Genomic DNA, 26,668 nt, shown 5'->3' on the forward strand with positions numbered 1-26,668 from the left:
TTTAAGAGCACATTGCAATGGTTGTTTTTCACGCAATCGTTAACCTGATTGGCTTACGCCACAACAGAGCGTAAAATAACGCCGTTTTTGTATGAATGAGACGACGATGAGCGACCTGTTTACTTCCCCCGACCATACTCTTGATGCCCAGGGACTGCGCTGCCCGGAACCGGTGATGATGGTGCGTAAAACCGTACGTGGCATGCAGGCCGGTGAAACACTGCTGATTGTCGCCGACGATCCGGCAACAACCCGCGATATTCCTGGCTTCTGTACCTTTATGGAGCATGAGCTGGTGGCCAAAGAGACCGACTCGCTGCCGTACCGCTATCTGCTGCGTAAAGGTCACTAGTTTTGTTTGCTGGATGGCGCTAACGCTTATCCGGCCTACAAAGAACGTGTAACCCGTAGGCCGGATAAGGCCACGCCGTCATCCGGCAAAAAACTATCCTTTACGTAACAACCGCAGCGCGTTAGCGGTCACCAGTACCGTTGCCCCCGTATCGGCCAGCACTGCCAGCCACAATCCGGTTATCCCGAGCAGCGTGGTGACGAGGAAAATCCCCTTCAGGCCCAGCGCAATCGCAATGTTCTGGCGAATATTGGCGTGGGTGGCCCGCGCCAGTTGAATCATTTGCACCAGACCGCGCAGGCGGTTGTGGGTCAGGGCGGCATCGGCGGTTTCCAGCGCGACGTCGGTACCGCTTCCCATCGCAATGCCGATGGTAGCCGCTTTCATTGCCGGAGCATCGTTGATACCGTCGCCAACCATCGCCAGCGGCGATTGTCGGTTGAGATGGGTAACGGCCTGCACCTTATCTTCCGGCAAGAGTCCTGCTTTAAATTCGAGACCCAGTTCACCGGCAATGGCGGCCGCTGCACGCGGGTTATCACCGGTCAGGATCACGCCTTTCACGCCAATCTGATCAAGCTCGGCGATAGCGTTGCGAGCGTCGTCGCGCAGCGTGTCCTGTAGGGCCAGCACGCCGAGTACAGTATCGTTACGCAGCACCAGCACCACCGTTTGGCCCGCGCTTTCCAGCTCGCTTATCTGCCCGGCAAAGGCATCAGCAGGCTGCTTACCGGCGGCGCAAATCAGCACGCGCTCGCCGTCGACCAGCGCTTCAATTCCAGAGCCAACCAGAGCCCGTTGCTCTCTTGCGACAGGAATAGTCAGTTCGCGTGTTTGTGCTTCCCGGACAATCGCTTGTGCCAGCGGGTGTGTCGCACCTTGCTCTACTGCTGCCGCCAGTGCCAGCAGTTCAGCTTCACCAATACCGCTTGCCGGATGAATCGCTGTGACGCGCGGTTTACCGATGGTCAGGGTGCCGGTTTTATCAAACGCCACCTGTGTGACTCTACCCAACTGTTCCAGCGCGGCACCGCCTTTGATTAACGCTCCACGACGCGCCGCGGCGGCAAGGCCAGAGGTAATGGCTGCGGGGGTTGAAATCACCAGTGCGCAAGGACAGCCAATCAACAGCAGCGTCAGTCCTTTATAAATCCACTCCTGCCAGGATGCGGCAAACAGCAGCGGCGGTACGAGGGTGACCAGCAACGCAACCGCCATAATGGCTGGAGTGTAAATTCGACTGAAACGGTCAATAAAGCGCTCAATGGGGGCGCGACGTTCTTCCGCTTCTTCAATCAGCTTCAGAATACGATCAATGGCGCTGGCGCCCGGTTCGGAGAGCACTTCCAGCGTAACCAGACGGTCCACGCTGGTGGCACCTGCCGGGACTTTCTCGCCGGTGGCGCGTTCAACCGGGATCGATTCGCCGGTCAGGGCGCTTTCATCAAAGCTGGCAAAACCGGAAACCAGTTTGCCGTCGGCAGGTAAACGCCCACCCGCGGCAACTTCAATAACATCGCCAGGCCGGAGGGTATTGATAGCCACCTCTTCGCGCTCGCCGTTACGCAGGCGCGTGGCGGTTTCCGGTTTGAGCGCCATCAGTGCGCTGACCCCTTTACGGGCACGGCTGGCGGCCCATCCTTCCAGGCGTTCGCCAATTAAAAACAGCAGCAGCACCATGGCGGCTTCCGCCGTCGCGCCGATAAACAGTGCACCAATGGCGGCCACGCTCATCAATGTTTCAATGGCAAAGTAGCTGCCGGTTTTCATCAGACGCAGGGCCTGACGGGCAATGGGATACAGACCGACCAGCGTGGTGGCGATAAACGCTATCTGACCGAAGGGATGATTGAACTGCTCCAGCCCCCAGCTAATCGCCATCATGATAATCAGCGAAATCAGCGGTAGGTTTTCTTTAAAACGTGACTCGGGGGCGGCGTCCGTCGCGTGCTCATCGCGCAGGGTATAGCCTGCTTTTTGCACCGCGTTTTCAACTTGCTGGCGGATATCGGAACCGGCATCGACCACCAGTTTTTCAGTGGCGAACAGAACCTGGACCTGGTTGACGCCGCTGACCTGGCGGACCGCATTCTCTACTTTGCGGGCGCAGGCTGCACAGTCCATGCCCGCCACTTTCCAAGAATAGCGGGTACCTAGTACGGTATCGGATACGGGCGGTGTAGTGGAGCAGCTTCCTTCGCAGCAGCAGTCATCCGCCTTTTGTGGCGCAGGCGCTGGCTTGAAAGAAGAAAATTGTGGGGCCTTTTTGCCACTGGTATCAGGTGTCGACATGGCATCCTCCGGTTGATAATCATTTCGTATTAACCGGAGGATACACTCTGGAGTCGACTCCAGAGTCAAGCGTTTTAAAGATACAACGAACGAACAATCAGGAAATGTCCGGCGAAGTAGCAGGCGGCGGCAATGGCGTTATCGGCGCGAAAGCGACGACGGTAATGGCTACCCAGCCAGACAATATTGCCGATGAACAGGAGCGATGCGCCCATAAATGCCGACAGCGCCGGAGCGGTCGGGCGGAAGAACCACAGCTCACCGGCCATCCAGACCATCATCAGCGTGATGCCAATAAAGGTGCAGATAGCGACACGCAGCTCTTCCAGACGCGTCCAGATCACGGCGATCAGCAACGCCCCCAGTACCACCAGCACCAACGGCAAAGGCCAGAAGAATGACAGCGTCATTTGGCTGGCGAAGTAAATGGTATACAGCAGATGCGACAGGAAGAATGCCCCAACTGCGTACAGCAGGCGTTGGCGCGGCAATAGCGTCAGCGCGTCGCCCAGCAGCGAGGCCAGCAGACCAGCCAGTACCAGGTAACTGATAGCGTTAAACATTGGCGCCTGCCAGGCCAGCAGCGCCAGCAGGAGTAACGTCAGGGGTTTAAAGACCCAGCGTTGCCAGGCGGGCCCACGATAGGAAGCATCCACGAACAACCATGCGGAAAGGCAGACAGCGATAAACGACCAAAGCATCTTAGTTCCTTGAATTCGTTATTTTTTCGTAAGCGGGGTGCTTACGGCTCTACTGTCCAGTGTAGAGGTCGACACTGCCAGATGACAACACCATAACGGGCAATGTATGCTTATTTCCGCATTTTCTGATGGGTTAATACTATGAGCAAACCACCACTTTTTTTCATTGTTATCATTATCTTAATTGTTGTCGCCGCGTCGTTTCGCTTTGTTCAGCAGCGGCGTGAAAAAGCCGATAATGATGCGGCGCCGCTGGTGCAAAAGCAGGTGGTGGTGAGTAACAAACGGGAAAAACCGCTTAACGATCGACGATCCCGTCAACAGGAAGTGAGCCCGGCGGGAACCAGCATGCGCTATGAAGCCAGCTTTAAGCCACAAAACGGCGGCCTGGAGCAGACGTTTCGTCTGGATGCTCAGCAGTACCATGCGCTAACGGTCGGGGATAAAGGCACGCTAAGTTACAAAGGTTCGCGTTTTGAGGGGTTTACGCCGGTGCAATAATGCCGATCGGCGCTGTGTTTATCGCGTCAGCGCCGACAATAAATTTAAATTAAATATATAATGCTTATGAAGTATATTTTTTATTAATTTCTCGATAATTATTTTGTAGGTTACATATTTATTGCTTACCTAAAAACATCGATTGCATCACTATTTTTCCACCCGCCTTTCACTATTCTGCTATTTCAACTTCATCGTATATATAAATATTTTAAAAAATAGACTAAGGAATTTATATGGCGAATACAATGTGGCTGGCCTTAAATGGGCAGGCGCAGGGTTTGATTTCTGCTGGATGTGCTTCGGTAAGTTCAATCGGAAATAAATCACAACCTGCCCATCGTGACCAGATAATGGTAATGACAGTTAACCATGGCATGAGCCGGGTGCAAAATGTGAACCATCAATGTTTGACATTTATTAAGCCGGTAGATAAATCCTCGCCTTTGTTAGGAAAAGCCATAACAGACAATGAAATATTGAGCTGTGAATTTAGCTTCTATCGCACGAGTCCGGCGGGTTTAAACGAGTGTTATTACGTACTAAAACTTATCAATGCCAGAATATCCAGCATCCATTTGCAGGTGCCTCATACCATCGATGACAGTGCGGGTCAGCCAGAAGAAATCATTGAACTGTCTTACGAGTCTATTTCCTGGGAACATCTTATTGCTGGAACCAGCGCATACAGCCTTTGGGATGAGCGAATTTTTTAAGGAGCAATGATGGAAAGCTATTATGACTGGATAGGGAATCATCGTGAAGATATTCTTAGAGGAAATAACTGGCAGCGTAATCAGCGTATCGAGAACGAAATCAGAACGCTGAAAAATAACCTGAATAGCAATACACAACACATTATGCTGCTAACGCTTGAAGAGGCTCAGGGCGTGATTGATGATTTACTGGGCAGTAAACCCGTCAGTTTTTCGACGAATTATGCCGGTAATATCAAAGATACGGCTGATGCGACGAAAAAACTGCTAAAGCTTTTTTCTTATCAGCAGGCCGGGAAGATTGTCTTTACCTTAAAAGGCCTTGGGATTAAAGCAACGCAATATGCTTATCAGGGAAAGCTGTATGTGAAGATTACGGGCTACCCTTCTCTGCGGCGCATTCTTAACGGCACCCGTTACCGGATAAATCATCCTAAAGTACTTGAAGTGGGCATTGGCAGCGCCGGGTTTCGAAATGGCATAATGTCAGGGGCCAGATTCTGCATCTGGTTTTCCGCATGCTGGCGGTTCATTGAGCTGGTGTTTAAATCCGAACATGACGTTGCCGCATTGCTGGGAAACGTGACGATGGATGTGGCGAAGGTGATTGTGAGTGTTTTTGCCTCCAAATTAGCTGGGAGAACCCCTGTGTTGTTCTTATCTTCATGTATTGTAACGAGCGCAGCAGTTCCGGTTTGGGGAGAAATTGTTTGTGCTGTTGCATTAGGTTTCTTTATTGCTTATATCCTCAATGAAGTGGACGAAAAATACGAGCTGTCAGACAAACTTATAGCGTGTATTTGTGAGGGGATGAAAGAGCAGCAAAAAATTGCAGAGTGGAACTCTCGACACTCGGGATATAGCGGTTCACTTTACGGCGGAATTTATTGATATGAGCTTTAATATTAATCTGGAGAATATTAAGAAAAGATGTAAGTCGTTTTTTTTTATGCTTTTTGTTGGTGGGATTAGTTGGGGGTTTTATCACGCCAGTGTGCCAGACATTACCGATCTTATTGAATCCAGGAGCATTGTTTATTTTTTCTGGGGGTCATTTTCTCTGCTGCTGATGTTTCCTGTGGGTTTTTTCTTTACTTTATGTATTGCCTACGTGACCTTTACGAAAAGCATGCAGCCGCCCAAATTCTTCGACAGGGTATTTACTATCGGTATCCATGTTGCGGGTGTAGGGTTTGTTGTTGGAAATATCCTCTCTTTTATTGTTATTTTTTATCCTCTTGGTACTAACTATGTTTTATGCGAGCGTCCAGGCCCGACGTCTGGCACCTATTACACCCGGACCGAAGAGATTTGCGAGCAGGTGAAACACCTGCGGAAAACAAGAGCCAGTAGAGATATTCCAAAACTGAAAGATCAGCTGGACGGCGTATCACCACCGTGATGGTGTTTAACAGGCCCGGCTCGCAACGCGCCGCCGGGCGAAAAGATCGCCGTTATTTCTTCAACTGATCTTTAATCTTCTTCTGCCACACCAGTAGCTCAAAGACGCCGAACAGAAAAATACGGATTTTCTCTCCGTTGGTCATCTGCGGGCCATCTTTAGGCATGGTGCTTTTTAGTAGCGCCAGCTGCATGCCATGCATCAGCACCATAAATATCAGTGCGACGTTAACGAAGATGTTAAGCGGGCGTGGAAAGGGTTGGAAAATATTCAGTAGTAAAAATGCCCAGACGCACAGCATCAGCAGGCGTCCCAGGTTAATCAACATCGTGTTCTCCTCGTGCTTCACGTTGGTACAGGCGATAGGCGACCTGTCCGGCAACTTTCTCACGGTATAGCGACCAGTTCACCGGAACCGGCGGCAAACCGTTTTCTACTTCGCTTTCAACGTAAATATACGCTTCATTTGCCAGCCAGCCATGAGTTTCCAGAAGTGTTAATGTTTCTTCCAGTAACCCTTTGCGAAACGGCGGATCCACAAATACCACGTTATGCGGCGTACCCGTCTGAGCCAAAAATGTCAGCGTATTGGTATTGACGACGCGGGCATGGGAGGCTTTCAGGGTGGCGAGGTTCTTTTGTAGCTGCTGAGATACCGCGCGATCCATCTCCAGAAGCGTCGCATTTGCCGCATAGCGAGAGAGGGCTTCCAGCCCCAGCGCGCCGCTGCCGGCGAAGCAGTCCAGACAGTGAGCATCGACCATTACCGGGGCCAGCCAGTTAAACAACGTTTCGCGCACACGGTCGGTGGTCGGACGCAGGCCGGGGCTGTCCGGAACCGGGAGTTTACGGCCACGCCATTGCCCGCCAATAATGCGGATCTGGCCGCTACCAGAGTGATTCGGTTTTTTCATTTCTATTATTGCTCAATCCGCCTATAGCATGTCATTCCAGGCGGTGATGTGAGTTAAGTTAACCCGTCGCCTTTCAAGTTATCTCTTCGTTGGCTGCACTTACTCACCCGAATCACTTACTAAAAGTAAGCTCATCGGGATTCGTGCGCTTGCCGCCTTGACGTAACTCGAAATTCATTGGGTATAAGTGATAGACTATTTCATCATTTTTTTAGCTGCTATGTACATAGCGTTGACGCTGTGCCATGAAGCAACAGCGGGGGAGTGTAGTCGCAAATGGCGAAAGAGAAAAAACGTGGCTTTTTTTCCTGGCTGGGCTTTGGTCAAAAAGAGCAGGCACCGGAAAACGAGACAGAAGTAAAAAACGAAGAACAACAACCGGTTGCTGAAGAAACTACCGTCGTTGAAGAACAGCCGCGCGCCGAGGAAACCCGTAGCGAGGCGGAAACGCAAGCCTTTGCTGCTGAAGTCGTTGAAGTAACTGAACAGGTTGCGGAAATTGAGAAACTGCAGCCGGAAGAAGAACCTGTCGCCGAACAAGCGCAGCCGGAAATTGAGCCGGTTGCTGAACCCGTTGCTGAAACTGTAGTGGAAACGCCAGCGGCGGTGGTTATCGAACGCGAAGAATTGCCGCTGCCGGAAGAGGTGAAAACCGAAGAAGTTTCTGCCGAAGAGTGGCAGGCCGAAGCGGAAACAGTGGAAATTGTTGAGGCGGCTGAAGAAGAAGCTGAAAACGAGCCGCAACTGACCGACGAAGAGCTGGAAGCCCAGGCGCTGGCCGCTGAGGCTGCTGAAGAAGCGGTTATGGTGGTGCCGGTAGAAGAACCTGCTGTAGAAGAACCGGTAGAAGAAGAGGTAGTCCAGGAGCAGGAAAAACCAACCAAAGAAGGTTTCTTTGCGCGACTAAAACGCAGCCTGCTGAAAACAAAAGAAAACCTAGGTTCCGGATTTATCAGTCTGTTCCGTGGTAAAAAGATCGACGATGATCTGTTTGAAGAGCTGGAAGAGCAACTGCTGATCGCCGATGTGGGCGTAGAAACGACCCGTAAGATCATTGCGAATCTGACAGAAGGTGCCAGCCGCAAGCAGCTTAAAGATGCGGAAGCGCTGTACGGCCTGCTGAAAGAAGAGATGGGCGAGATTCTGGCGAAGGTTGACGAACCGCTGAATGTTGAGGGCAAAACACCATTTGTTATCTTAATGGTTGGCGTCAACGGTGTGGGCAAAACCACCACTATTGGTAAGCTGGCGCGTCAGTTTGAACAGCAGGGTAAATCAGTAATGCTGGCGGCGGGCGATACTTTCCGTGCGGCGGCGGTAGAACAGCTGCAGGTCTGGGGTCAGCGTAATAATATTCCGGTGATTGCTCAGCATACCGGTGCGGATTCCGCGTCCGTTATCTTTGATGCCATCCAGGCGGCGAAGGCGCGTAACGTAGACGTGCTGATCGCTGATACCGCAGGGCGTTTGCAGAATAAATCGCACCTGATGGAAGAATTGAAAAAAATCGTTCGCGTCATGAAGAAGCTGGACGAAGATGCGCCGCATGAAGTTATGCTGACTATCGACGCCAGCACCGGGCAGAATGCGATAAGCCAGGCCAAACTGTTCCATGAAGCGGTGGGCTTAACCGGTATCACTCTGACCAAGCTGGATGGTACGGCGAAGGGCGGGGTTATCTTCTCGGTTGCCGATCAGTTTGGCATCCCTATCCGTTATATCGGTGTGGGCGAACGTATCGAGGATTTACGTCCGTTTAAAGCGGACGATTTTATAGAGGCACTTTTTGCCCGAGAGGATTAACAATGATTCGCTTTGAACATGTCAGCAAGGCCTATCTCGGTGGGAGACAAGCGCTGCAGGGAGTGACCTTCCATATGCAGCCTGGCGAGATGGCGTTTCTGACCGGCCACTCCGGCGCGGGGAAAAGTACCCTGCTGAAGCTGATTTGTGGAATTGAACGGCCCAGCGCCGGGAAAATCTACTTTAGCGGGCATGACATCAGCCGTTTGAAAAACCGCGAAGTGCCGTTTCTGCGTCGTCAGATTGGCATGATTTTTCAGGATCACCACCTGCTAATGGACAGAACCGTGTTTGATAACGTGGCAATTCCGCTGATCATCGCGGGCGCCAGCGGGGACGATATTCGTCGTCGCGTGTCAGCGGCGCTGGATAAGGTCGGGCTGTTGGACAAAGCGAAAAACTTCCCGATTCAGCTCTCTGGCGGTGAACAACAGCGCGTCGGCATTGCCCGTGCGGTGGTGAATAAACCAGCGGTGCTGCTGGCGGATGAACCAACGGGGAACCTGGATGACGCGCTGTCGGAAGGGATCCTGCGCCTGTTCGAAGAGTTTAACCGCGTCGGGGTCACGGTATTAATGGCCACGCACGATATTGGCCTGATCTCCCGTCGCTCCTATCGCCAAATGGTTCTGAGCGATGGACATCTGCATGGAGGCCTGGCGCATGAATAGACGTGACGCTATTAACCAAATCAAACAGTTCGGTGGCCGACTGGATCGCTTTCGTAAATCGGGCGGTGCGCCGGGTGACGGCGGTCGCAACGCGCCTAAGCGTGCGAAGGCCGCGCCAAAGCCGAACTCGCGTAAAACCAATGTCTTTAATGAGCAGGTACGTTATGCGTTCCAGGGCGCGTTACAGGACCTGAAAAGCAAGCCGCTGGCGACATTCCTGACGGTGATGGTTATTGCCATCTCCCTGACGCTGCCAAGCGTGTGCTACATGGTTTATAAGAACGTAAACCATGCAGCAAGCCAGTATTATCCGTCCCCGCAGATCACCGTTTACCTGCAAAAAACGCTGGATGATGATGCGGCGGCGCGGGTGGTTGGTCAGTTGCAGGCCGAGCAGGGCGTGGAGAAAGTGAATTATCTTTCCCGTGACGACGCGCTGGGCGAATTCCGTAACTGGTCTGGATTTGGCGGTGCGCTGGATATGCTGGAAGAGAACCCGCTGCCGGCTGTGGCGGTGGTGATCCCGAAACTGGACTTCCAGGGTACGGAGTCGCTAAACACGCTGCGTGACCGTATCGCACAAATCAACGGTATTGATGAAGTGCGGATGGATGACAGCTGGTTCGCTCGCCTGGCGGCGCTGACGGGCCTTGTCGGACGCGTTTCCGCGATGATTGGCGTGCTGATGGTAGCGGCGGTCTTCCTCGTCATCGGTAACAGCGTGCGTCTGAGTATTTTTGCGCGTCGCGATACCATTAACGTGCAAAAACTGATTGGCGCGACGGATGGATTTATCCTGCGTCCGTTCCTCTACGGTGGGGCACTGCTCGGTTTTTCCGGTGCATTTCTTTCACTGATTTTGTCAGAAATTTTGGTGATGCGTCTGTCGTCAGCGGTGACTGAAGTGGCACAGGTATTTGGAACCAAGTTTGATATCAATGGCTTATCATTCGATGAATGCCTGTTATTGCTGCTGGTGTGCTCGATGATTGGCTGGGTGGCAGCCTGGCTTGCCACGGTTCAACATTTACGCCACTTTACCCCCGATTAAAAAATCTCTGGTATAATCTTTCCCTGCACTGAGTAGTTCGCTCTGCAGGGAAAGAGTCCCTGTGATCTCTTCCCGGCGTATTCATTGTGATGTCACATTTTGTGCGTAATCTATACACATTACGACATGGAACTTGTGGATAAAATCACTGTCTGATAAAAGATTGAATGATATTCTCGTTGCTCATAAGCTCTGGCATGGTTGTTGCTATTGGTTTTAGCCAATGCGCCAGATGAAAAGATTGAGAGGATTTGAATGACCAAAGAAATGCAAAATTTAGCTTTAGCCCCTGTTGGTAACCTGGAATCTTACATCCGGGCTGCGAACGCGTGGCCGATGTTGTCGGCTGACGAGGAGCGGGCACTGGCTGAAAAGCTGCATTACCAGGGCGATCTGGAAGCAGCTAAAACGCTGATCCTGTCTCACCTGCGCTTTGTTGTTCATGTTGCTCGTAATTATGCGGGCTATGGCCTGCCGCAGGCGGATTTGATTCAGGAAGGTAATATCGGCCTGATGAAAGCCGTGCGCCGTTTCAACCCAGAAGTGGGTGTGCGCCTGGTTTCCTTCGCTGTGCATTGGATCAAAGCTGAGATCCACGAATACGTTCTGCGTAACTGGCGTATCGTTAAAGTCGCGACCACTAAAGCGCAGCGTAAGCTGTTCTTTAACCTGCGTAAAACCAAGCAGCGTCTGGGCTGGTTTAACCAGGACGAAGTTGAAATGGTTGCTCGCGAGCTGGGTGTTTCCAGCAAAGACGTGCGCGAAATGGAATCCCGTATGGCGGCGCAGGACATGACGTTTGACATGTCTTCAGACGATGAGTCTGACAGCCAGCCGATGGCCCCGGTGCTGTATCTGCAGGATAAATCTTCTAACTTTGCCGACGGCATTGAAGAAGACAACTGGGAAGATCAGGCCGCGAACAAACTTACCCACGCAATGGAAGGTCTGGACGAGCGTAGCCAGGACATCATTCGTGCACGTTGGCTGGACGAAGACAACAAGTCGACGTTGCAGGAACTGGCCGATCGCTACGGCGTTTCCGCTGAACGTGTTCGTCAGCTTGAAAAGAACGCCATGAAAAAATTGCGCGCGGCGATCGAAGCATAATCTTCCAGCCGACCTGGAAATGCTGATAAACCCTGGATGAAAATCCGGGGTTTTTTGTTTTTATCTCTCCCCCTCTCTCCTGACGTTTATGCTTTTTGTCATCAAGTTGTTATCTGCATGTCAAATTTAGCTATTCCAAAATAATAAAAATCGGGTATGTTTTAGCAGAGTATGCTGCTAAAGCACGGGTGGCTATCCAATAATCGAAATAAAGTGCTGAACAACAACATCACAACACACGTAATAACCACAATAATGGGGATTGTCAGGATGAATATGAAGGGTAAAGCGTTATTGGCAGGATGTATCGCCCTGTCTTTGAGCAATATGGCGTTTGCTAAGGATATTAAAGTTGCTGTCGTCGGCGCGATGTCCGGTCCGGTAGCGCAGTATGGCGATCAGGAATTTACTGGCGCAGAGCAGGCGATTGCAGATATCAATGCCAAAGGCGGCGTGAAAGGCGACAAACTGGTCATGGTGAAATATGACGATGCCTGTGACCCGAAACAAGCGGTAGCGGTAGCTAATAAAGTGGTCAACGACGGGATTAAATATGTTATCGGCCACCTGTGCTCATCTTCCACTCAGCCTGCGTCAGATATCTATGAAGACGAAGGCATTCTGATGATTACCCCAGCGGCAACGGCGCCAGAGCTGACCGCACGCGGCTATAACCTGGTGTTACGTACCACCGGTCTGGATTCCGATCAGGGCCCGACTGCTGCCAAATATATCGTTGAAAAAGTGAAGCCGAAGCGCATTGCGATCGTTCACGACAAACAACAGTATGGTGAAGGCCTGGCGCGTTCCGTGCAGGACAACCTCAAGAAAGCCAACGCTGACGTGGTGTTCTTCGATGGGATCACCGCTGGCGAGAAAGATTTCTCTACGCTGGTGGCGCGTCTGAAGAAAGAGAATATCGATTTCGTTTACTACGGTGGTTACCACCCGGAAATGGGGCAGATTCTGCGCCAGGCACGCGCTGCGGGTCTGAAAACCCAGTTTATGGGACCAGAAGGGGTAGCGAACGTGTCGCTGTCTAACATCGCGGGTGAGTCTGCAGAAGGCTTACTGGTAACGAAACCGAAAAACTACGATCAGGTTCCGGCGAACAAACCGATTGTGGACGCGATCAAAGCCAAGAAACAGGATCCGAGCGGTGCATTCGTATGGACCACCTACGCCGCGCTGCAATCCTTGCAGGCCGGTCTGAACCAGTCTGACGACCCGGCTGAAATTGCCAAATACCTGAAAGCAAACTCAGTGGAAACCGTAATGGGGCCGCTGTCATGGGATGCGAAAGGCGATCTGAAAGGCTTCGAATTCGGCGTGTTTGACTGGCATGCTAATGGTACGGCGACAGACGCCAAGTAATTTTCCTGGCGCCTTTCGCGCTGCAGGTGCGTTGGCTACGTTATTCAACCCCGGTCACTTACTTCTGTAAGCTCCCGGGGACTTCATAACTTGCCGCCTTCCTGCAGCGCGAAATTCTTGGAAAATTGCGAGGTAGTTTTTTATTTTTTCTCCCAGCATGTAGGCCGGATAAGCGTCAGCGCCATCCGGCTTTTTTATCTTTTTTCCCAGCCATTTTCCTGGGCCGTAAACCCTAACGCCTGCATAAACGCGGCCATCACGCTGCGGTCTTCAACGCCGACGTCGGCCATCCACCATGAACTCACGTCAGGGTTTTCCCGGATCACTTCTTCGATCAAATACTGCCCGACGCCGCGGCGGCGGGTGATATCGCGTACGCGCAAGGAATCCAATGCGCCTTGCGTGCCGCTCAGGGTTACGCGAACTGCGCCTAACAGACGCTCGTTAAAGCGCGCGGCGTAGATCCGGTGCGTTTCATCTACGCTTAATGATGAGGCGGAATATTCCGGCCAGATTTTGCCCAGATCAATCTGGTCCTGGTCGCTAAAGTTATCTAAACGAACGATGGTCAGCTTCATTAACAGCATGTCCAAATCACAAAAGATGGAATGAGTGTACCGAAATAATTCGCCCGGATGCTTTCTCTTTTTTATGTGAATAACCAGATTAATAATTTTGTAACAACAGTAATGACAGTTTGAAACCGTAGAGATTGAAAAACAGGCAGAATAATACCCTGGAATGCAGCATTTTATTCGGCTCTTTGTGCCGTTATTTTATGCTGACAAACGTGCTTTTTTTTGTTTATCTATAGTGAAAAGCAGAATATTATCTTTTCTTAATCGACTGAAAAATAGAGATTTTAGCCTGATTTTGCTTAAATGGCTGCGCTAAACCATTAATGAGACTGGTAAAAATAGTGCAGTTCAAAAAAAGCACAGACTGCTTTTTAACCACATAAATACAAAATATTAATTACGTCACGAATGGGGATTCAGGTAATGAAACGGAATGCGAAAACAATTATCGCAGGGGTGATAGCACTGGCAATGTCACACGCGGTCATGGCGGAAGATATCAAGGTCGCTGTTGTCGGCGCGATGTCAGGTCCGGTCGCGCAGTGGGGTGATATGGAATTTAATGGCGCACGTCAGGCCATTAAAGATATCAATGCCAAAGGCGGGGTCAAAGGCGACAAACTGGTCGCTGTGGAATATGACGACGCCTGCGATCCGAAACAGGCTGTTGCGGTAGCGAACAAAATCGTCAATGACGGCATTCAGTACGTTATTGGACATCTGTGCTCATCTTCCACGCAGCCCGCATCAGATATCTATGAAGATGAAGGCATTCTGATGATTTCTCCGGGCGCCACAAACCCGGAACTGACCCAGCGCGGTTACGCTCACATTATGCGTACAGCGGGCCTGGACTCCTCTCAAGGGCCGACCGCCGCGAAATACATTCTGGAGAAGGTGAAGCCGCAGCGCATTGCCATCATTCACGATAAACAGCAATACGGTGAAGGCCTGGCGCGTTCAGTGCAGGACAGCCTGAAAGCGGGCAAAGCCAACATCGTTTTCTTTGACGGTATCACCGCCGGGGAAAAAGATTTTTCTGCGCTGATCGCTCGCCTGAAAAAAGAAAATATCGACTTTGTTTATTACGGCGGCTACTACCCGGAAATGGGGCAAATGCTGCGCCAGGCACGTTCCGTCGGGCTGAAAACCCAGTTTATGGGACCAGAGGGCGTCGGCAATGCGTCGCTGTCTAACATTGCTGGTGATGCCGCTGAAGGCATGCTGGTGACCATGCCAAAACGCTATGACCAGGATCCGGCGAATAAAGCTATCGTCGATGCGCTCAAAGCTGACAAGAAAGATCCAACTGGACCGTACGTGTGGATCACTTATGCAGCCGTCCAGTCATTGGCGACAGCAATGGATCGCAGCGGTAGCAAAGAGCCGCTGGACCTGGTGAAAGATCTGAAAGCACACGGGGCTGATACCGTGATTGGGCCGCTGAAATGGGACGAAAAAGGCGATTTGAAGGGATTTGAGTTTGGTGTCTTCCAGTGGCATGCGGACGGTTCATCGACCGTCGCGAAGTAATACCTGAAGACGAGTTATCCCACCGCCGTGTAAAATGGGCGGGTATAAAAAGGTTACCTTATGTCCGAGCAGTTCCTCTATTTCTTGCAGCAGATGTTTAACGGCGTCACGCTGGGAAGCACCTACGCGCTGATCGCCATCGGTTACACGATGGTGTACGGCATTATCGGCATGATCAACTTCGCCCATGGCGAGGTGTATATGATCGGCAGCTATGTCTCCTTTATGATCATCGCCGCGCTAATGATGATGGGCATTGATTCCAGTTGGCTACTGGTCGCGGCGGGCTTCGTCGGCGCGATTGTGATTGCCAGCGCCTACGGCTGGAGCATTGAACGCGTGGCGTATCGACCCGTGCGCAGCTCTAAGCGCCTGATCGCGCTGATTTCCGCTATCGGGATGTCCATCTTCCTGCAAAACTACGTCAGCCTGACGGAAGGTTCGCGCGATGTGGCACTGCCCAGCCTGTTTAATGGCCAGTGGACCGTTGGCAGTAGCGAAAACTTCTCTGCTTCCATCACCACCATGCAGTTGGTTATCTGGATTGTAACCTTCCTGGCGATGCTGGCGCTGACGCTGTTTATCCGTTACTCCCGTATGGGTCGCGCCTGCCGTGCCTGCGCGGAAGACCTGAAAATGGCCAGCCTGCTCGGCATCAACACCGATCGCGTGATTGCGCTGACCTTTGTGATTGGCGCGGCAATGGCGGCGGTCGCGGGCGTGCTGCTCGGTCAATTCTATGGCGTAATTAACCCATACATCGGCTTTATGGCCGGGATGAAGGCCTTTACCGCAGCGGTGCTTGGCGGCATCGGCAGCATTCCTGGGGCGATGATCGGCGGCCTGATTCTGGGCGTCGCGGAAGCGCTCTCCTCTGCTTATCTGAGTACTGAATACAAAGACGTCGTTTCATTCGCGCTACTGATTCTGGTGCTGCTGGTGATGCCGACCGGTATTCTGGGTCGCCCGGAGGTAGAGAAAGTATGAAACCGATGCATTTTGCAATGGCGCTGCTCTCTGCCGCCATGTTCTTCGTCCTGGCGGGCGTCTTTATGGGCGTTCAGTTAGAGCTTGACGGCACCAAACTGGTGGTGGATTCCGCGGCAGATATTCGCTGGCAGTGGGTGTTTATTGGTACTGGCGTGGTCTTCCTCTTTCAGTTGCTGCGTCCAGCTTTCCAGAAGGGCCTGAAGAGCGTCTCCGGACCGAAGTTTATTCTGCCGGCGATTGACGGCTCCACCGTTAAACAGAAGCTGTTCCTGGTGGCGTTGCTGGTGATTGCCGTGGCGTGGCCGTTTATGGTCTCGCGCGGTACGGTGGATATCGCCACGCTGACGATGATTTATATCATCCTCGGCCTCGGCTTAAACGTGGTGGTGGGGCTTTCCGGCCTGCTGGTGCTGGGCTACGGCGGCTTTTATGCCATCGGCGCTTACACCTTCGCGCTGCTGAACCACTATTACGGACTCGGCTTCTGGACCTGTCTGCCGCTGGCGGGGTTGGTTTCCGCTGCTGCGGGCTTCCTGCTCGGCTTCCCGGTACTGCGCCTGCGCGGTGATTATCTGGCGATTGTGACCTTAGGCTTCGGTGAAATCGTCCGTATCCTACTGCTCAACAACACCGAAGTGACCGGTGGCCCGAACGGTATCAGCCAGATCCCGAAACCGACCTTTTTCGGTCTGGAGTTTAGCCGTACCGCTCGTGAAGGTGGCTGGGATACCTTCAGCAACTTCTTTAACGTCAAGTACGATCCCTCTGACCGCGTCATTTTCCTCTATCTGGTGGCGCTGCTGCTGGTGGTCTTCTCGCTGTTTGTGATTAACCGTCTGCTGCGTATGCCGTTGGGCCGTGCGTGGGAAGCGCTGCGTGAAGATGAAATAGCCTGTCGCTCGCTGGGCTTAAACCCAACGCGCATCAAACTGACAGCTTTTACCATCAGCGCCGCGTTTGCCGGTTTTGCCGGTACGCTGTTTGCCGCGCGCCAGGGCTTCGTCAGCCCGGAATCCTTCACCTTTGCCGAGTCGGCCTTTGTGCTGGCAATTGTGGTATTGGGCGGAATGGGCTCACAGTTTGCGGTGATCCTCGCGGCCATCCTGCTGGTAGTGTCACGCGAGCTGATGCGTGATTTCAACGAATACAGCATGTTAATGCTGGGTGGTTTAATGGTACTGATGATGATCTGGCGTCCGCAGGGCTTGTTGCCGATGACCCGTCCACAGTTGAAGCTGAAAAACGGGGAAGCGAAAGGAGAGCAGGCATGAGTCAGCCATTATTATCCGTTAACGGCCTGATGATGCGCTTCGGCGGTCTGCTGGCGGTAAACAACGTTGAACTGGAACTGCGGCCGCAGGAAATAGTTTCGTTAATCGGGCCAAACGGCGCGGGAAAAACCACGGTCTTCAACTGCCTGACCGGTTTTTATAAGCCGACCGGTGGGACGATTAAGCTGCGCGACCAGCACCTGGAAGGACTACCGGGTCAGCAAATCGCGCGTATGGGCGTGGTGCGTACTTTCCAGCACGTACGTCTGTTTCGCGAAATGACGGTGATTGAAAACCTGCTGGTGGCGCAACATCAGCAACTGAAAACCGGCGTCTTCTCCGGCCTGTTGAAAACTCCGTCGTTCCGTCGCGCGCAGAGTGAAGCGTTGGATCGCGCCGCCACCTGGCTGGAGCGTATTGGTTTGCTGGAGCACGCCAACCGTCAGGCGAGTAACCTGGCCTACGGCGATCAGCGTCGTCTGGAGATTGCCCGTTGCATGGTGACCCAGCCGGAAATCCTGATGCTCGACGAACCCGCTGCGGGACTCAACCCGAAAGAGACCAAAGAGCTGGACGAACTGATTGCTGAACTGCGTAACCATCACAACACCACCATTTTGTTGATTGAGCACGACATGAAGCTGGTGATGGGGATTTCCGATCGTATTTACGTGGTGAACCAGGGCACGCCGCTGGCGAATGGGACGCCGGAACAGATTCGTAATAACCCGGATGTTATCCGCGCCTATTTAGGTGAAGCATAATGGGGGCGAGGATTAATATGGATAAGGCGATGTTATCGTTCGACAAAGTCAACGCCCACTACGGCAAGATACAGGCGCTGCACGACGTCAGCTTGTATATCAACCAGGGTGAAATCGTTACTCTGATTGGTGCCAACGGCGCGGGAAAAACCACGCTGCTCGGCACATTGTGTGGTGACCCGCGAGCGACCAGCGGGCGAATCGTCTTTGATGGTAAAGACATTACCGACTGGCAGACGGCGAAAATCATGCGCGAAGCGGTAGCGATTGTGCCGGAAGGGCGTCGCGTGTTTTCCCGTATGACGGTGGAAGAGAACCTGGCGATGGGCGGTTTCTTTGCCGAGAAAGACCAGTTTCAGGAACGCATCAAGTGGGTGTATGACCTGTTTCCTCGCCTGCATGAGCGTCGTATTCAACGTGCAGGAACGATGTCCGGCGGTGAACAACAGATGCTGGCGATAGGCCGTGCGCTGATGAGCCAGCCGAGGCTGCTACTGCTTGATGAACCGTCGCTGGGTCTGGCGCCGATTATCATCCAGCAGATCTTTAACACTATTGAGCAACTGCGCGAGCAGGGGATGACCATTTTCCTTGTCGAACAGAACGCTAACCAGGCGCTGAAGCTCGCCGATCGCGGCTACGTGCTGGAAAACGGTCATGTGGTGCTGGAAGACACTGGCGATGCGCTACTGGCTAACGAAGCGGTGCGCAGTGCGTATCTGGGCGGTTAATCATTCTCTGAATAGACAAGGGGCCCGCTGTGGCCCCTTTTTATTGCGCTATGTTATTATTGAGAATAGTTATCAATAATAAAAAATGAACATGGAGAAAGGATGATTCGTTCAGGTACCTGCATGATGATTGGCAGTTTGTTTTTGACGCTTTCTTTAACTACCCTGGCCTCGACACCGCCAGCGTTTGACCCGCGCGATCCCGCAATCTGGGAAGAGAAATCGGACAACCCGTTAGCGCAATCCGACTCGCCCTGCGAAGTGTTTACCAGCTCGGTATGCCCGGGCTGGGAAGATGATAAATCAGATATCCAACGTGAACGTGAGCGACGAGAGCAGCAGCGTTTACAGAATGAGTACGAACGACGCTGGCGCAGAGATTAATCTTTCTCCTGCAGCAACAGATAACGCCATCCTGGCCGGGTAAGGCATACCGCTACCCGGCTTTGTTGTGCACCACTCCGCATTTTCCTGTCACTACGCTTTCACCGCCTTGCCATCTGTTTGTCGCCTTACTATCTTTTTTTTGTAATAAAAAAGTTATTTTTCTGTCATTCGAGCATGTCATGTTACCCCCGCGAGCATAAAACGCGTGATATCGCGCATCCGGCACAACAAGAGAGATAACCGATGATATCGTTACGACATACAGCTTTAGGACTGGCACTTAGCCTGGCGTTTGCAGGTCAGGCACTGGCGGTCACCACCATCCCATTCTGGCACTCAATGGAAGGCGAACTGGGTAAAGAAGTTGATTCTCTGGCGCAACGTTTTAATGCCGCCAATCCCGACTACAAAATTGTTCCGCAGTACAAAGGCAACTACGAGCAGAGCCTGAGTGCAGGAATTGCCGCTTTCCGTACCGGAAACGCGCCCGCGCTGCTACAGGTTTATGAAGTGGGTACAGCAACGATGATGGCTTCGAAAGCCATTAAACCGGTCTATGAAGTATTCAAAGAGGCTGGTATTAACTTCGATGAGTCTCAGTTCGTACCGACGGTATCCGGTTATTACACCGACTCTAAAAGCGGACATTTGCTTTCTCAACCGTTTAACAGCTCCACTCCGGTGCTGTACTACAACAAAGATGCCTTTAAAAAAGCTGGTTTAGACCCTGAGCAGCCGCCGAAAACCTGGCAGGACCTGGCGGAGTACACCGCGAAGCTGAAAGCGGCAGGCATGAAGTGCGGTTACGCCAGCGGCTGGCAGGGATGGATTCAGATTGAAAACTTCAGCGCCTGGAACGGTCTGCCGGTAGCAACCAAAAACAACGGTTTTGACGGTACTGACGCAGTGCTGGAGTTCAATAAACCGGAACAGGTAAAACATATCGCTCTGCTGGAAGAGCTGAACAAAAAAGGCGATTTCAGCTACTTCGGGCGTAAGGACGAATCCACTGAGAAGTTCTATAACGGGGATTGTGCCATTACCACCGCCTCTTCCGGTTCGCTGGCTGATATACGCCATTACGCGAAATTCAACTATGGCGTCGGAATGATGCCGTACGATGCCGATGTGAAGGGCGCGCCGCAGAACGCAATTATCGGTGGGGCCAGTCTTTGGGTGATGCAGGGCAAAGACAAAGCCACTTACGAAGGCGTGGCGAAGTTCCTCAACTTCCTGGCGAAGCCTGAAATTGCTGCTGAATGGCACCAGAAGACCGGCTATCTGCCGATCACCACAGCTGCCTACGACCTGACCCGTGAGCAGGGCTTCTATGATAAGAACCCTGGGGCTGATATCGCCACCCGCCAGATGCTGAACAAGCCGCCGTTGCCGTTCACCAAAGGGCTGCGTCTGGGCAACATGCCGCAGATCCGTACCATTGTGGATGAAGAGCTGGAAAGCGTCTGGACCGGGAAGAAAACCCCGCAGCAGGCGCTGGATGCCGCCGTTGAGCGTGGCAATCAGTTATTGCGCCGCTTTGAGCAATCGACCAAATCGTAATGTGAAATGCCGGGTGGCGGCTGCGCCTTACCCGGCCTACAAATGCGCGTAGGCCGGATAAGCGTAGCGCCATCCGGCGCTGTTCAGGAATCAAACTTCCATGTCTTCATCTCGTCCGGTGTTCCGTTCGCGCTGGCTTCCCTATTTACTGGTGGCTCCGCAGCTGGTTATCACCGTTATTTTCTTTATCTGGCCTGCCGGTGAAGCGCTGTGGTACTCGCTACAATCCGTTGATCCGTTTGGTCTTTCCAGCCAGTTTGTCGGACTGGAAAACTTTGTCGCGCTGTTTCATGACCCGTACTACCTCGACTCATTCTGGACCACCATTAAGTTCAGTACGTTAGTCACGGTAAGCGGTCTGCTGGTGTCGTTATTTTTTGCGGCGTTGGTGAATTACGTGGTGCGCGGCAGCCGTTTTTACCAAACGCTGATGCTGTTGCCTTACGCGGTTGCGCCCGCCGTTGCCGCCGTATTGTGGATCTTCCTGTTTAACCCCGGGCGCGGGCTGATTACCCATTTTCTCGGTGAGTTTGGCTATGACTGGAACCATGCGCAAAACAGCGGTCAGGCAATGTTCCTGGTGGTGTTTGCGTCGGTCTGGAAGCAGATTAGTTACAACTTCCTGTTCTTCTTTGCCGCATTGCAGTCTATTCCTCGCTCGCTGATCGAAGCCGCCGCGATTGACGGTGCGGGGCCGGTTCGCCGCTTCTTTAAACTGGCGCTGCCGCTCATTGCCCCGGTGAGCTTCTTCCTGCTGGTGGTGAATCTGGTGTATGCCTTCTTTGACACCTTCCCGGTGATTGATGCTGCCACTGCAGGCGGGCCGGTACAGGCGACCACGACGCTGATTTATAAGATCTATCGCGAAGGTTTTGTCGGGCTGGATCTGGCTTCTTCCGCTGCACAATCGGTGGTGCTGATGTTCCTGGTCATTATTTTGACGGTGGTGCAGTTCCGCTATGTGGAAAGTAAGGTGCGTTACCAATGATTGAGAACCGTCGTGGGCTGACAATATTCAGCCATGCCATGTTGATTATGGGGATCATGGTGATCCTGTTTCCGTTGTACGTCGCGTTTGTCGCGGCGACGCTGGACAACAAAGCGGTGTTTGAGACGCCGATGACGCTGGTTCCCGGCTCGCAGCTGCTGGAAAACATGAAATACATCTGGGTCAACGGCGTGGGCGTCAACAGCGCGCCGTTCTGGCTGATGATGCTCAACAGTTTCATCATGGCGTTCAGCATTACGGTAGGGAAAATTACCGTCTCTATGCTCTCCGCATTCGCCATCGTCTGGTTTCGCTTTCCGCTGCGCAACCTGTTCTTCTGGATGATTTTTATCACCCTGATGCTACCGGTTGAGGTGCGTATTTTCCCGACGGTAGAAGTGATCGCCAATCTGAAGATGCTCGACAGCTATGCGGGTCTGACACTGCCGTTGATGGCATCTGCGACAGCGACTTTCCTGTTCCGTCAGTTCTTTATGACCCTGCCGGATGAACTGGTTGAGGCGGCGCGTATTGACGGCGCGTCACCAATGCGTTTTTTCCGCGATATCGTACTACCGCTGTCAAAAACCAATCTGGCGGCGCTGTTCGTTATTACCTTTATCTACGGCTGGAACCAGTATCTGTGGCCGTTGTTAATTATTACCGACGTCAATTTGGGCACTGCGGTGGCAGGTATCAAAGGCATGATTGCCACCGGTGAAGGCACCACGCAGTGGAACCAGGTAATGGCCGCCATGCTGCTGACGCTCATCCCTCCGGTAATCATCGTGTTAGCCATGCAGCGCGCGTTTGTGCGTGGTTTAGTGGACAGTGAGAAATAAAAATGGCTGGTTTAAAACTACAGGCAGTAACCAAAAGCTGGGACGGCAAAACCCAGGTGATTAAACCGCTGACGCTGGACGTCGCGGACGGGGAATTTATTGTGATGGTTGGGCCATCCGGCTGCGGTAAGTCTACGCTGCTGCGGATGGTGGCCGGGCTTGAACGGGTAAGCGGCGGCGATATCTGGATTGATAATAAACGCGTCACCGAGATGGAGCCGAAGGATCGCGGCATTGCGATGGTCTTTCAAAACTATGCTCTCTACCCGCATATGAGCGTGGAAGAAAACATGGCCTGGGGGCTGAAAATCCGCGGGATGGGCAAGGAGCATATTGCTGAGCGGGTAAAAGAGGCGGCACGTATTCTCGAGCTGGGTGAGCTGCTTAAACGTCGTCCACGCGAGCTTTCCGGCGGTCAGCGCCAGCGCGTGGCCATGGGACGGGCAATTGTCCGTGACCCGGCGGTATTCCTGTTCGATGAACCGCTTTCTAACCTCGATGCCAAGCTGCGCGTACAGATGCGTCTGGAGTTACAACATCTGCATCGCCGACTGAAAACCACCTCGCTGTACGTGACGCACGATCAGGTTGAAGCGATGACCCTCGCCCAACGGGTAATGGTAATGAACAAAGGTATTGCCGAGCAAATCGGCACCCCAGTTGAGGTGTATGAAAAACCCGCCAGCCGCTTTGTGGCGAGCTTTATCGGCAGCCCGGCGATGAATCTGCTCGATGGGCGCATCAGCGCTACGGGTACCCATTTTGAGCTGGAGGGCGGCATGACGTTACCCATTGGCAGAAGCGCCAGGGAGTGTATTGGGCGTAACATGACGCTGGGTATCCGCCCGGAGCATATTGCGCTAAGCTCGCAGGCCGAAGGCGGCGTGCCGCTGGTCGTCGACACGCTGGAAATGCTGGGTGCGGATAATCTGGCACATGGACGTTGGGGTGAGCAAAAGCTGGTGGTGCGACTGGCGCATCAGCATCGCCCGACGGCAGGCAGTACGCTGTGGCTGCATCTGCCAGAACATCATCTGCATCTTTTTGATGGCGAAACAGGACAACGCGTATGAATAACTGGCCTTACCCCCATATTGTCGCCCATCGCGGCGGCGGTAAGTTAGCCCCGGAAAACACCCTGGCGGCAATCGACATGGGGGCGCAATATGGGCATACCATGATTGAGTTTGACGCTAAATTGTCGAAAGACGGTGAGATCTTCTTACTGCATGACGACAACCTGGAACGCACCAGCAACGGCTGGGGCGTGGCTGGCGAATTGAACTGGCAGGATCTATTGCGCGTGGACGCCGGCGGCTGGTTTAGCGGTGAGTTTAAAGGCGAACCGTTGCCGCTGCTCTCGCAAGTTGCTGAGCGCTGTCGCCAGCACGGCATGATGGCAAATATTGAGATCAAACCCACCACCGGGACGGGGGCGCTCACCGGGAAGGTCGTGGCGCTGGCCGCACGTGAACTGTGGGCGGGAATGACGCCACCACTGTTGTCATCCTTTGAAATTGATGCGCTAGAAGCTGCGCAGCAGGCGGTGCCTGAACTGCCGAGAGGTTTGCTGCTGGATGAATGGCGCGAGGACTGGCGTGAGCTGACCACGCGGCTTGGCTGCGTTTCTATTCATCTTAATCATAAGCTGCTGGATGAGGCGCGCGTGGATGCGCTGCGCGATGCTGGGCTACGTATTCTGGTTTATACCGTCAACCGACCCCAGCGCGCGGCAGAACTGCTGCGCTGGGGCGTAGACAGCATCTGTACCGATGCCATTGATACCATTGGTCCGGATTTCCAGCCCAGTTAAGGCCCAATCGTTTTTAACGGAACGTTAGGTTGCGGCGTGCTGGAGGGCTTCAGCATGTCGCCGTTCTTTTTCTCCGACAGCATATGTTGCTTATTCAGCGAGCTGTCCGGATTACGGGTTCCACTCAACATCCCTCCGTTGCTGTTAGGCAGCATTTGCTGCTGTCCAGGATTCAACTCGCCCGGCTGAGACTGCAGCACGCGCTGGGTGTTGGTGTTGATTTGGTTTTCCATATGCTGTTGCTGCATGCGCGTCTGCGTTTGCAACTGCTGGTTGAGCATCCCTTTCTGCTGAATCTGCTGTGATTGCATTTGGGTTTGCATACGCTGCTGACTCGGGATCTGATAACCGGGTTGATTCGGGTTATTCATGGTGTTGATGGGCTGTGCAAAGCCAGCAAACGGCAAGAGCATGGCTAAAAGTAAGAGTCGTTTCATCGCTTTTCTCCTCTCGGGGATCGTTTAAGTTTACTCCTTTCTCGCCGTTACGATGATTATTTCAGAGTTATGCACCAGGCTTAGTGGGGGCCGACCCCCGTACATCTGGAGAATAACGATGATAAAACCGACGTTTTTACGCCGGGTAGCCATTGCTGCTCTGCTCTCAGGAAGTTGTTTTAGCGTGGCTGCCACGCCGGCTGCGCCACCGCCGGTATCCTACGGTGTCGAGGAAGATGTGTTCCATCCCGTTCGCGCGCAACAGGGGATGGTGGCTTCCGTAGATGCTTTAGCCACCCAGGTTGGGGTGGATATTCTGAAACAGGGCGGGAATGCCGTTGATGCCGCTGTTGCCGTGGGCTACGCGCTGGCGGTGACGCATCCGCAGGCGGGTAATCTGGGCGGCGGTGGGTTTATGCTGCTGCGTACCAAAGACGGTAACACCACGGCGATCGATTTTCGTGAAATGGCTCCCGCTGGCGCGACCCGTGATATGTTCCTTGATGAACAGGGCAATGCTGATGCGAAAAAGTCGCTGACATCGCATTTGGCATCCGGCACGCCGGGTACGGTGGCGGGTTTCTCGCTGGCGCTAGAGAAATACGGCACGATGCCGCTGAACAAAGTCGTGCGCCCGGCAATGAAGCTAGCGGAAGAAGGCTTTGTGGTTAACGACGCGCTGGCTGACGATCTGAAAACCTATGGCAGCGAAGTGCTCCCTAATCACGAGAACAGCAAAGCCATTTTCTGGAAAGACGGCGAGCCGCTGAAAAAGGGCGACAAGCTGGTGCAAACGAACCTGGCGAAAAGCCTGGAGATGATTGCCGAGAACGGTCCGGATGCGTTTTATAAAGGGGCGATTGCCGATCAGATTGCGGAGGAAATGCAGAAGAACGGCGGGCTGATGACGAAAGAGGATTTAGCCGCCTATAAAGCCGTGGAACGTACGCCGATTAGCGGTGACTATCGCGGATATCAGGTCTTCTCCATGCCACCGCCGTCCTCTGGTGGTATTCACATCGTGCAGATCCTCAATATTCTCGAAAACTTCGATATGAAGAAGTACGGGTTTGGCAGCGCTGATGCCATGCAGGTAATGGCTGAAGCGGAGAAATATGCCTACGCCGACCGCTCGGAGTATCTGGGCGACCCGGATTTTGTGAAAGTGCCGTGGCAGGCGCTGACCAACAAAGCCTATGCCAAATCACTTGCCGATCAGATTGATATCAACAAGGCTAAGCCTTCCAGCCAGATCAAACCTGGCAAGCTCGCGCCGTATGAAAGCAATCAGACCACCCATTTCTCGGTGGTGGATAAAGACGGTAATGCCGTGGCGGTGACGTATACGCTGAACACCACCTTCGGCACCGGGATTGTGGCGGGAAACACCGGTATTCTGCTCAATAATGAAATGGACGATTTCTCCGCTAAGCCGGGCGTGCCGAACGTTTACGGGCTGGTGGGCGGCGATGCTAACGCGGTTGGGCCGAAGAAGCGTCCGCTGTCATCAATGTCGCCGACTATCGTGGTAAAAGACGGGAAAACCTGGCTGGTTACCGGCAGCCCTGGCGGGAGCCGAATCATCACCACCGTGCTGCAAATGGTAGTCAACAGCATTGATTTTGGAATGAACGTTGCCGAAGCGACCAACGCGCCGCGCTTCCATCATCAGTGGTTGCCCGATGAACTGCGCGTTGAGAAAGGGTTTAGCCCGGATACTATTAAACTGCTGGAGCAAAAAGGGCAAAAAGTCGTGCTAAAAGAGGCGATGGGCAGTACGCAGAGCATTATGGTTGGACCGGATGGTGCACTGTATGGCGCGTCCGACCCACGTTCCGTGGATGATTTAACGGCGGGATACTGATTTTTGATTAATAGCCCGGTGTC

General features: G+C 53.0%; 28 protein-coding genes and 1 pseudogene. 22 read left to right on the forward strand and 7 right to left on the reverse strand.

What is annotated here, in order from left to right; all coding sequences use genetic code 11:
• The first annotated feature begins 106 nt into the window (after positions 1-106).
• Positions 107-352 carry a sulfurtransferase TusA gene (gene tusA / locus G4551_RS01185; protein ID WP_003023404.1) on the forward strand — a complete coding sequence of 82 codons (246 nt, stop codon included), beginning with the start codon at positions 107-109 and terminating at the stop codon, positions 350-352.
• Positions 353-445: 93 nt separating this feature from the next.
• On the opposite strand, the gene zntA is transcribed toward tusA, so the two are convergent.
• Together zntA and G4551_RS01195 are read right to left on the reverse strand one after the other, a co-directional pair.
• Positions 446-2,644 carry a Zn(II)/Cd(II)/Pb(II) translocating P-type ATPase ZntA gene (gene zntA, locus G4551_RS01190; protein ID WP_003837820.1) on the reverse strand — a complete coding sequence of 733 codons (2,199 nt, stop codon included), beginning with the start codon at positions 2,642-2,644 and terminating at the stop codon, positions 446-448.
• Between the two features lie 74 nt (positions 2,645-2,718).
• Entirely contained in the window at positions 2,719-3,345 is a 627-nt protein-coding gene (locus G4551_RS01195) for a lysoplasmalogenase (RefSeq protein ID WP_003827558.1), read from the reverse strand.
• Positions 3,346-3,486: 141 nt separating this feature from the next.
• Between G4551_RS01195 and G4551_RS01200 the strand changes: the two genes are divergently transcribed.
• From G4551_RS01200 to G4551_RS01215, 4 genes are all read left to right on the forward strand, one after another.
• Positions 3,487-3,846, forward strand: coding sequence for a DUF2500 domain-containing protein (locus G4551_RS01200; RefSeq protein WP_003837824.1), 360 nt, complete (start codon positions 3,487-3,489; stop codon positions 3,844-3,846).
• Between the two features lie 236 nt (positions 3,847-4,082).
• Positions 4,083-4,562: an Hcp family type VI secretion system effector gene (locus G4551_RS01205; RefSeq protein WP_003837826.1), complete on the forward strand. Its 480-nt coding sequence runs from the start codon at positions 4,083-4,085 to the stop codon at positions 4,560-4,562.
• A gap of 6 nt (positions 4,563-4,568) precedes the next feature.
• Positions 4,569-5,453: a hypothetical protein gene (locus G4551_RS01210; RefSeq protein WP_231501062.1), complete on the forward strand. Its 885-nt coding sequence runs from the start codon at positions 4,569-4,571 to the stop codon at positions 5,451-5,453.
• Between the two features lies 1 nt (position 5,454).
• A complete protein-coding gene (locus G4551_RS01215; protein WP_099975503.1) occupies positions 5,455-5,964 on the forward strand; it encodes a DUF1240 domain-containing protein in 510 nt (169 codons plus the stop codon).
• 52 nt (positions 5,965-6,016) lie between these two features.
• On the opposite strand, the gene G4551_RS01220 is transcribed toward G4551_RS01215, so the two are convergent.
• Both G4551_RS01220 and rsmD read right to left on the reverse strand, forming a co-directional pair.
• Complete coding sequence (locus tag G4551_RS01220) at positions 6,017-6,292, reverse strand: DUF1145 family protein (RefSeq protein WP_003023415.1); 276 nt, start codon at positions 6,290-6,292, stop codon at positions 6,017-6,019.
• The gene (gene rsmD, locus G4551_RS01225) at positions 6,282-6,878 is read right to left on the reverse strand and encodes a 16S rRNA (guanine(966)-N(2))-methyltransferase (RefSeq protein ID WP_003837832.1); all 597 of its coding nucleotides are present in this window, start codon (positions 6,876-6,878) and stop codon (positions 6,282-6,284) included. Before rsmD ends, G4551_RS01220 begins: the two co-directional genes overlap by 11 nt.
• Before the next feature lie 276 nt (positions 6,879-7,154).
• On the opposite strand from rsmD, the gene ftsY reads away from it, so the two are divergent.
• The 5 genes from ftsY (at position 7,155) to livJ (ending at position 12,887) form a co-directional block, all read left to right on the forward strand.
• Positions 7,155-8,681 carry a signal recognition particle-docking protein FtsY gene (gene ftsY / locus G4551_RS01230; RefSeq protein ID WP_003837834.1) on the forward strand — a complete coding sequence of 509 codons (1,527 nt, stop codon included), beginning with the start codon at positions 7,155-7,157 and terminating at the stop codon, positions 8,679-8,681.
• A gap of 2 nt (positions 8,682-8,683) precedes the next feature.
• Positions 8,684-9,352, forward strand: coding sequence for a cell division ATP-binding protein FtsE (gene ftsE, locus G4551_RS01235; RefSeq protein WP_003023420.1), 669 nt, complete (start codon positions 8,684-8,686; stop codon positions 9,350-9,352).
• Positions 9,345-10,403, forward strand: coding sequence for a permease-like cell division protein FtsX (gene ftsX / locus G4551_RS01240; RefSeq protein WP_003837835.1), 1,059 nt, complete (start codon positions 9,345-9,347; stop codon positions 10,401-10,403). Before ftsE ends, ftsX begins: the two co-directional genes overlap by 8 nt.
• Positions 10,404-10,658: 255 nt before the next feature.
• Entirely contained in the window at positions 10,659-11,513 is an 855-nt protein-coding gene (gene rpoH, locus G4551_RS01245) for an RNA polymerase sigma factor RpoH (protein ID WP_003023425.1), read from the forward strand.
• A gap of 270 nt (positions 11,514-11,783) precedes the next feature.
• Positions 11,784-12,887 carry a branched chain amino acid ABC transporter substrate-binding protein LivJ gene (livJ, locus tag G4551_RS01250; RefSeq protein WP_003023428.1) on the forward strand — a complete coding sequence of 368 codons (1,104 nt, stop codon included), beginning with the start codon at positions 11,784-11,786 and terminating at the stop codon, positions 12,885-12,887.
• 83 nt (positions 12,888-12,970) lie between these two features.
• On the opposite strand, the pseudogene G4551_RS01255 reads toward livJ, so the two are convergent.
• Positions 12,971-13,097: pseudogene (locus tag G4551_RS01255) on the reverse strand (hypothetical protein).
• A complete protein-coding gene (gene panM, locus G4551_RS01260) occupies positions 13,082-13,465 on the reverse strand; it encodes an aspartate 1-decarboxylase autocleavage activator PanM (protein ID WP_003827573.1) in 384 nt (127 codons plus the stop codon). Before panM ends, G4551_RS01255 begins: the two are co-directional and overlap by 16 nt.
• A gap of 423 nt (positions 13,466-13,888) precedes the next feature.
• On the opposite strand from panM, the gene livK reads away from it, so the two are divergent.
• From livK to ugpQ, 11 genes are all read left to right on the forward strand, one after another.
• Complete coding sequence (livK, locus tag G4551_RS01265) at positions 13,889-14,998, forward strand: high-affinity branched-chain amino acid ABC transporter substrate-binding protein LivK (RefSeq protein ID WP_003023433.1); 1,110 nt, start codon at positions 13,889-13,891, stop codon at positions 14,996-14,998.
• A gap of 60 nt (positions 14,999-15,058) precedes the next feature.
• Positions 15,059-15,985, forward strand: coding sequence for a high-affinity branched-chain amino acid ABC transporter permease LivH (gene livH / locus G4551_RS01270; protein ID WP_003023435.1), 927 nt, complete (start codon positions 15,059-15,061; stop codon positions 15,983-15,985).
• On the forward strand, positions 15,982-17,259 hold the full coding sequence (gene livM, locus G4551_RS01275) for a branched chain amino acid ABC transporter permease LivM (protein ID WP_003023436.1): 1,278 nt from the start codon (positions 15,982-15,984) through the stop codon (positions 17,257-17,259). The genes livH and livM overlap by 4 nt, the downstream gene beginning before the upstream one ends.
• The gene (gene livG, locus G4551_RS01280) at positions 17,256-18,023 is read left to right on the forward strand and encodes a high-affinity branched-chain amino acid ABC transporter ATP-binding protein LivG (protein WP_003023438.1); all 768 of its coding nucleotides are present in this window, start codon (positions 17,256-17,258) and stop codon (positions 18,021-18,023) included. The genes livM and livG overlap by 4 nt, the downstream gene beginning before the upstream one ends.
• Before the next feature lie 17 nt (positions 18,024-18,040).
• Positions 18,041-18,754: a high-affinity branched-chain amino acid ABC transporter ATP-binding protein LivF gene (gene livF, locus G4551_RS01285; RefSeq protein ID WP_003827581.1), complete on the forward strand. Its 714-nt coding sequence runs from the start codon at positions 18,041-18,043 to the stop codon at positions 18,752-18,754.
• 102 nt (positions 18,755-18,856) lie between these two features.
• Positions 18,857-19,138 (forward strand): hypothetical protein, encoded by a 282-nt coding sequence (locus G4551_RS01290; protein ID WP_003023442.1) that lies wholly within the window; start codon positions 18,857-18,859, stop codon positions 19,136-19,138.
• A 246-nt stretch (positions 19,139-19,384) separates the two neighbouring features.
• Positions 19,385-20,701 (forward strand): sn-glycerol-3-phosphate ABC transporter substrate-binding protein UgpB, encoded by a 1,317-nt coding sequence (gene ugpB / locus G4551_RS01295; protein ID WP_003837839.1) that lies wholly within the window; start codon positions 19,385-19,387, stop codon positions 20,699-20,701.
• 100 nt (positions 20,702-20,801) lie between these two features.
• Positions 20,802-21,689, forward strand: coding sequence for a sn-glycerol-3-phosphate ABC transporter permease UgpA (ugpA, locus tag G4551_RS01300; RefSeq protein WP_003837841.1), 888 nt, complete (start codon positions 20,802-20,804; stop codon positions 21,687-21,689).
• A complete protein-coding gene (ugpE, locus tag G4551_RS01305; RefSeq protein ID WP_003837843.1) occupies positions 21,686-22,531 on the forward strand; it encodes a sn-glycerol-3-phosphate ABC transporter permease UgpE in 846 nt (281 codons plus the stop codon). The genes ugpA and ugpE overlap by 4 nt, the downstream gene beginning before the upstream one ends.
• A gap of 2 nt (positions 22,532-22,533) precedes the next feature.
• The gene (locus G4551_RS01310; protein WP_003837845.1) at positions 22,534-23,604 is read left to right on the forward strand and encodes a sn-glycerol-3-phosphate import ATP-binding protein UgpC; all 1,071 of its coding nucleotides are present in this window, start codon (positions 22,534-22,536) and stop codon (positions 23,602-23,604) included.
• On the forward strand, positions 23,601-24,344 hold the full coding sequence (ugpQ, locus tag G4551_RS01315) for a glycerophosphodiester phosphodiesterase (RefSeq protein ID WP_003837846.1): 744 nt from the start codon (positions 23,601-23,603) through the stop codon (positions 24,342-24,344). The genes G4551_RS01310 and ugpQ overlap by 4 nt, the downstream gene beginning before the upstream one ends.
• On the opposite strand, the gene G4551_RS01320 is transcribed toward ugpQ, so the two are convergent.
• Complete coding sequence (locus G4551_RS01320; protein WP_003023456.1) at positions 24,341-24,781, reverse strand: DUF2756 family protein; 441 nt, start codon at positions 24,779-24,781, stop codon at positions 24,341-24,343. The two genes, ugpQ and G4551_RS01320, sit on opposite strands and share 4 nt — an antisense overlap.
• A 118-nt stretch (positions 24,782-24,899) precedes the next feature.
• Between G4551_RS01320 and ggt the strand changes: the two genes are divergently transcribed.
• On the forward strand, positions 24,900-26,645 hold the full coding sequence (gene ggt, locus G4551_RS01325; RefSeq protein ID WP_003837847.1) for a gamma-glutamyltransferase: 1,746 nt from the start codon (positions 24,900-24,902) through the stop codon (positions 26,643-26,645).
• Positions 26,646-26,668 lie beyond the last annotated feature (23 nt).

Source organism: Citrobacter freundii ATCC 8090 = MTCC 1658 = NBRC 12681 (assembly GCF_011064845.1).
Lineage (GTDB): Bacteria > Pseudomonadota > Gammaproteobacteria > Enterobacterales > Enterobacteriaceae > Citrobacter > Citrobacter freundii.

Coding starts and splice junctions, on each gene's coding strand:
- ftsY (WP_003837834.1), top strand. CDS start 7,155: ATGGCGAAAGAGAAAAAACGTGGCTTTTTTTCCTGGCTGGGCTTTGGT.
- ugpQ (WP_003837846.1), top strand. CDS start 23,601: ATGAATAACTGGCCTTACCCCCATATTGTCGCCCATCGCGGCGGCGGT.
- G4551_RS01195 (WP_003827558.1), bottom strand. CDS start 3,345: ATGCTTTGGTCGTTTATCGCTGTCTGCCTTTCCGCATGGTTGTTCGTG.
- G4551_RS01215 (WP_099975503.1), top strand. CDS start 5,455: ATGAGCTTTAATATTAATCTGGAGAATATTAAGAAAAGATGTAAGTCG.
- ugpB (WP_003837839.1), top strand. CDS start 19,385: ATGATATCGTTACGACATACAGCTTTAGGACTGGCACTTAGCCTGGCG.
- panM (WP_003827573.1), bottom strand. CDS start 13,465: ATGAAGCTGACCATCGTTCGTTTAGATAACTTTAGCGACCAGGACCAG.
- zntA (WP_003837820.1), bottom strand. CDS start 2,644: ATGTCGACACCTGATACCAGTGGCAAAAAGGCCCCACAATTTTCTTCT.
- G4551_RS01220 (WP_003023415.1), bottom strand. CDS start 6,292: ATGTTGATTAACCTGGGACGCCTGCTGATGCTGTGCGTCTGGGCATTT.
- ggt (WP_003837847.1), top strand. CDS start 24,900: ATGATAAAACCGACGTTTTTACGCCGGGTAGCCATTGCTGCTCTGCTC.
- livG (WP_003023438.1), top strand. CDS start 17,256: ATGAGTCAGCCATTATTATCCGTTAACGGCCTGATGATGCGCTTCGGC.
- G4551_RS01290 (WP_003023442.1), top strand. CDS start 18,857: ATGATTCGTTCAGGTACCTGCATGATGATTGGCAGTTTGTTTTTGACG.
- livJ (WP_003023428.1), top strand. CDS start 11,784: ATGAATATGAAGGGTAAAGCGTTATTGGCAGGATGTATCGCCCTGTCT.
- ugpE (WP_003837843.1), top strand. CDS start 21,686: ATGATTGAGAACCGTCGTGGGCTGACAATATTCAGCCATGCCATGTTG.
- ftsX (WP_003837835.1), top strand. CDS start 9,345: ATGAATAGACGTGACGCTATTAACCAAATCAAACAGTTCGGTGGCCGA.
- livK (WP_003023433.1), top strand. CDS start 13,889: ATGAAACGGAATGCGAAAACAATTATCGCAGGGGTGATAGCACTGGCA.
- ftsE (WP_003023420.1), top strand. CDS start 8,684: ATGATTCGCTTTGAACATGTCAGCAAGGCCTATCTCGGTGGGAGACAA.
- livH (WP_003023435.1), top strand. CDS start 15,059: ATGTCCGAGCAGTTCCTCTATTTCTTGCAGCAGATGTTTAACGGCGTC.
- G4551_RS01205 (WP_003837826.1), top strand. CDS start 4,083: ATGGCGAATACAATGTGGCTGGCCTTAAATGGGCAGGCGCAGGGTTTG.
- G4551_RS01210 (WP_231501062.1), top strand. CDS start 4,569: ATGATGGAAAGCTATTATGACTGGATAGGGAATCATCGTGAAGATATT.
- tusA (WP_003023404.1), top strand. CDS start 107: ATGAGCGACCTGTTTACTTCCCCCGACCATACTCTTGATGCCCAGGGA.
- ugpA (WP_003837841.1), top strand. CDS start 20,802: ATGTCTTCATCTCGTCCGGTGTTCCGTTCGCGCTGGCTTCCCTATTTA.
- G4551_RS01200 (WP_003837824.1), top strand. CDS start 3,487: ATGAGCAAACCACCACTTTTTTTCATTGTTATCATTATCTTAATTGTT.
- livF (WP_003827581.1), top strand. CDS start 18,041: ATGGATAAGGCGATGTTATCGTTCGACAAAGTCAACGCCCACTACGGC.
- livM (WP_003023436.1), top strand. CDS start 15,982: ATGAAACCGATGCATTTTGCAATGGCGCTGCTCTCTGCCGCCATGTTC.
- rpoH (WP_003023425.1), top strand. CDS start 10,659: ATGACCAAAGAAATGCAAAATTTAGCTTTAGCCCCTGTTGGTAACCTG.
- G4551_RS01310 (WP_003837845.1), top strand. CDS start 22,534: ATGGCTGGTTTAAAACTACAGGCAGTAACCAAAAGCTGGGACGGCAAA.
- rsmD (WP_003837832.1), bottom strand. CDS start 6,878: ATGAAAAAACCGAATCACTCTGGTAGCGGCCAGATCCGCATTATTGGC.
- G4551_RS01320 (WP_003023456.1), bottom strand. CDS start 24,781: ATGAAACGACTCTTACTTTTAGCCATGCTCTTGCCGTTTGCTGGCTTT.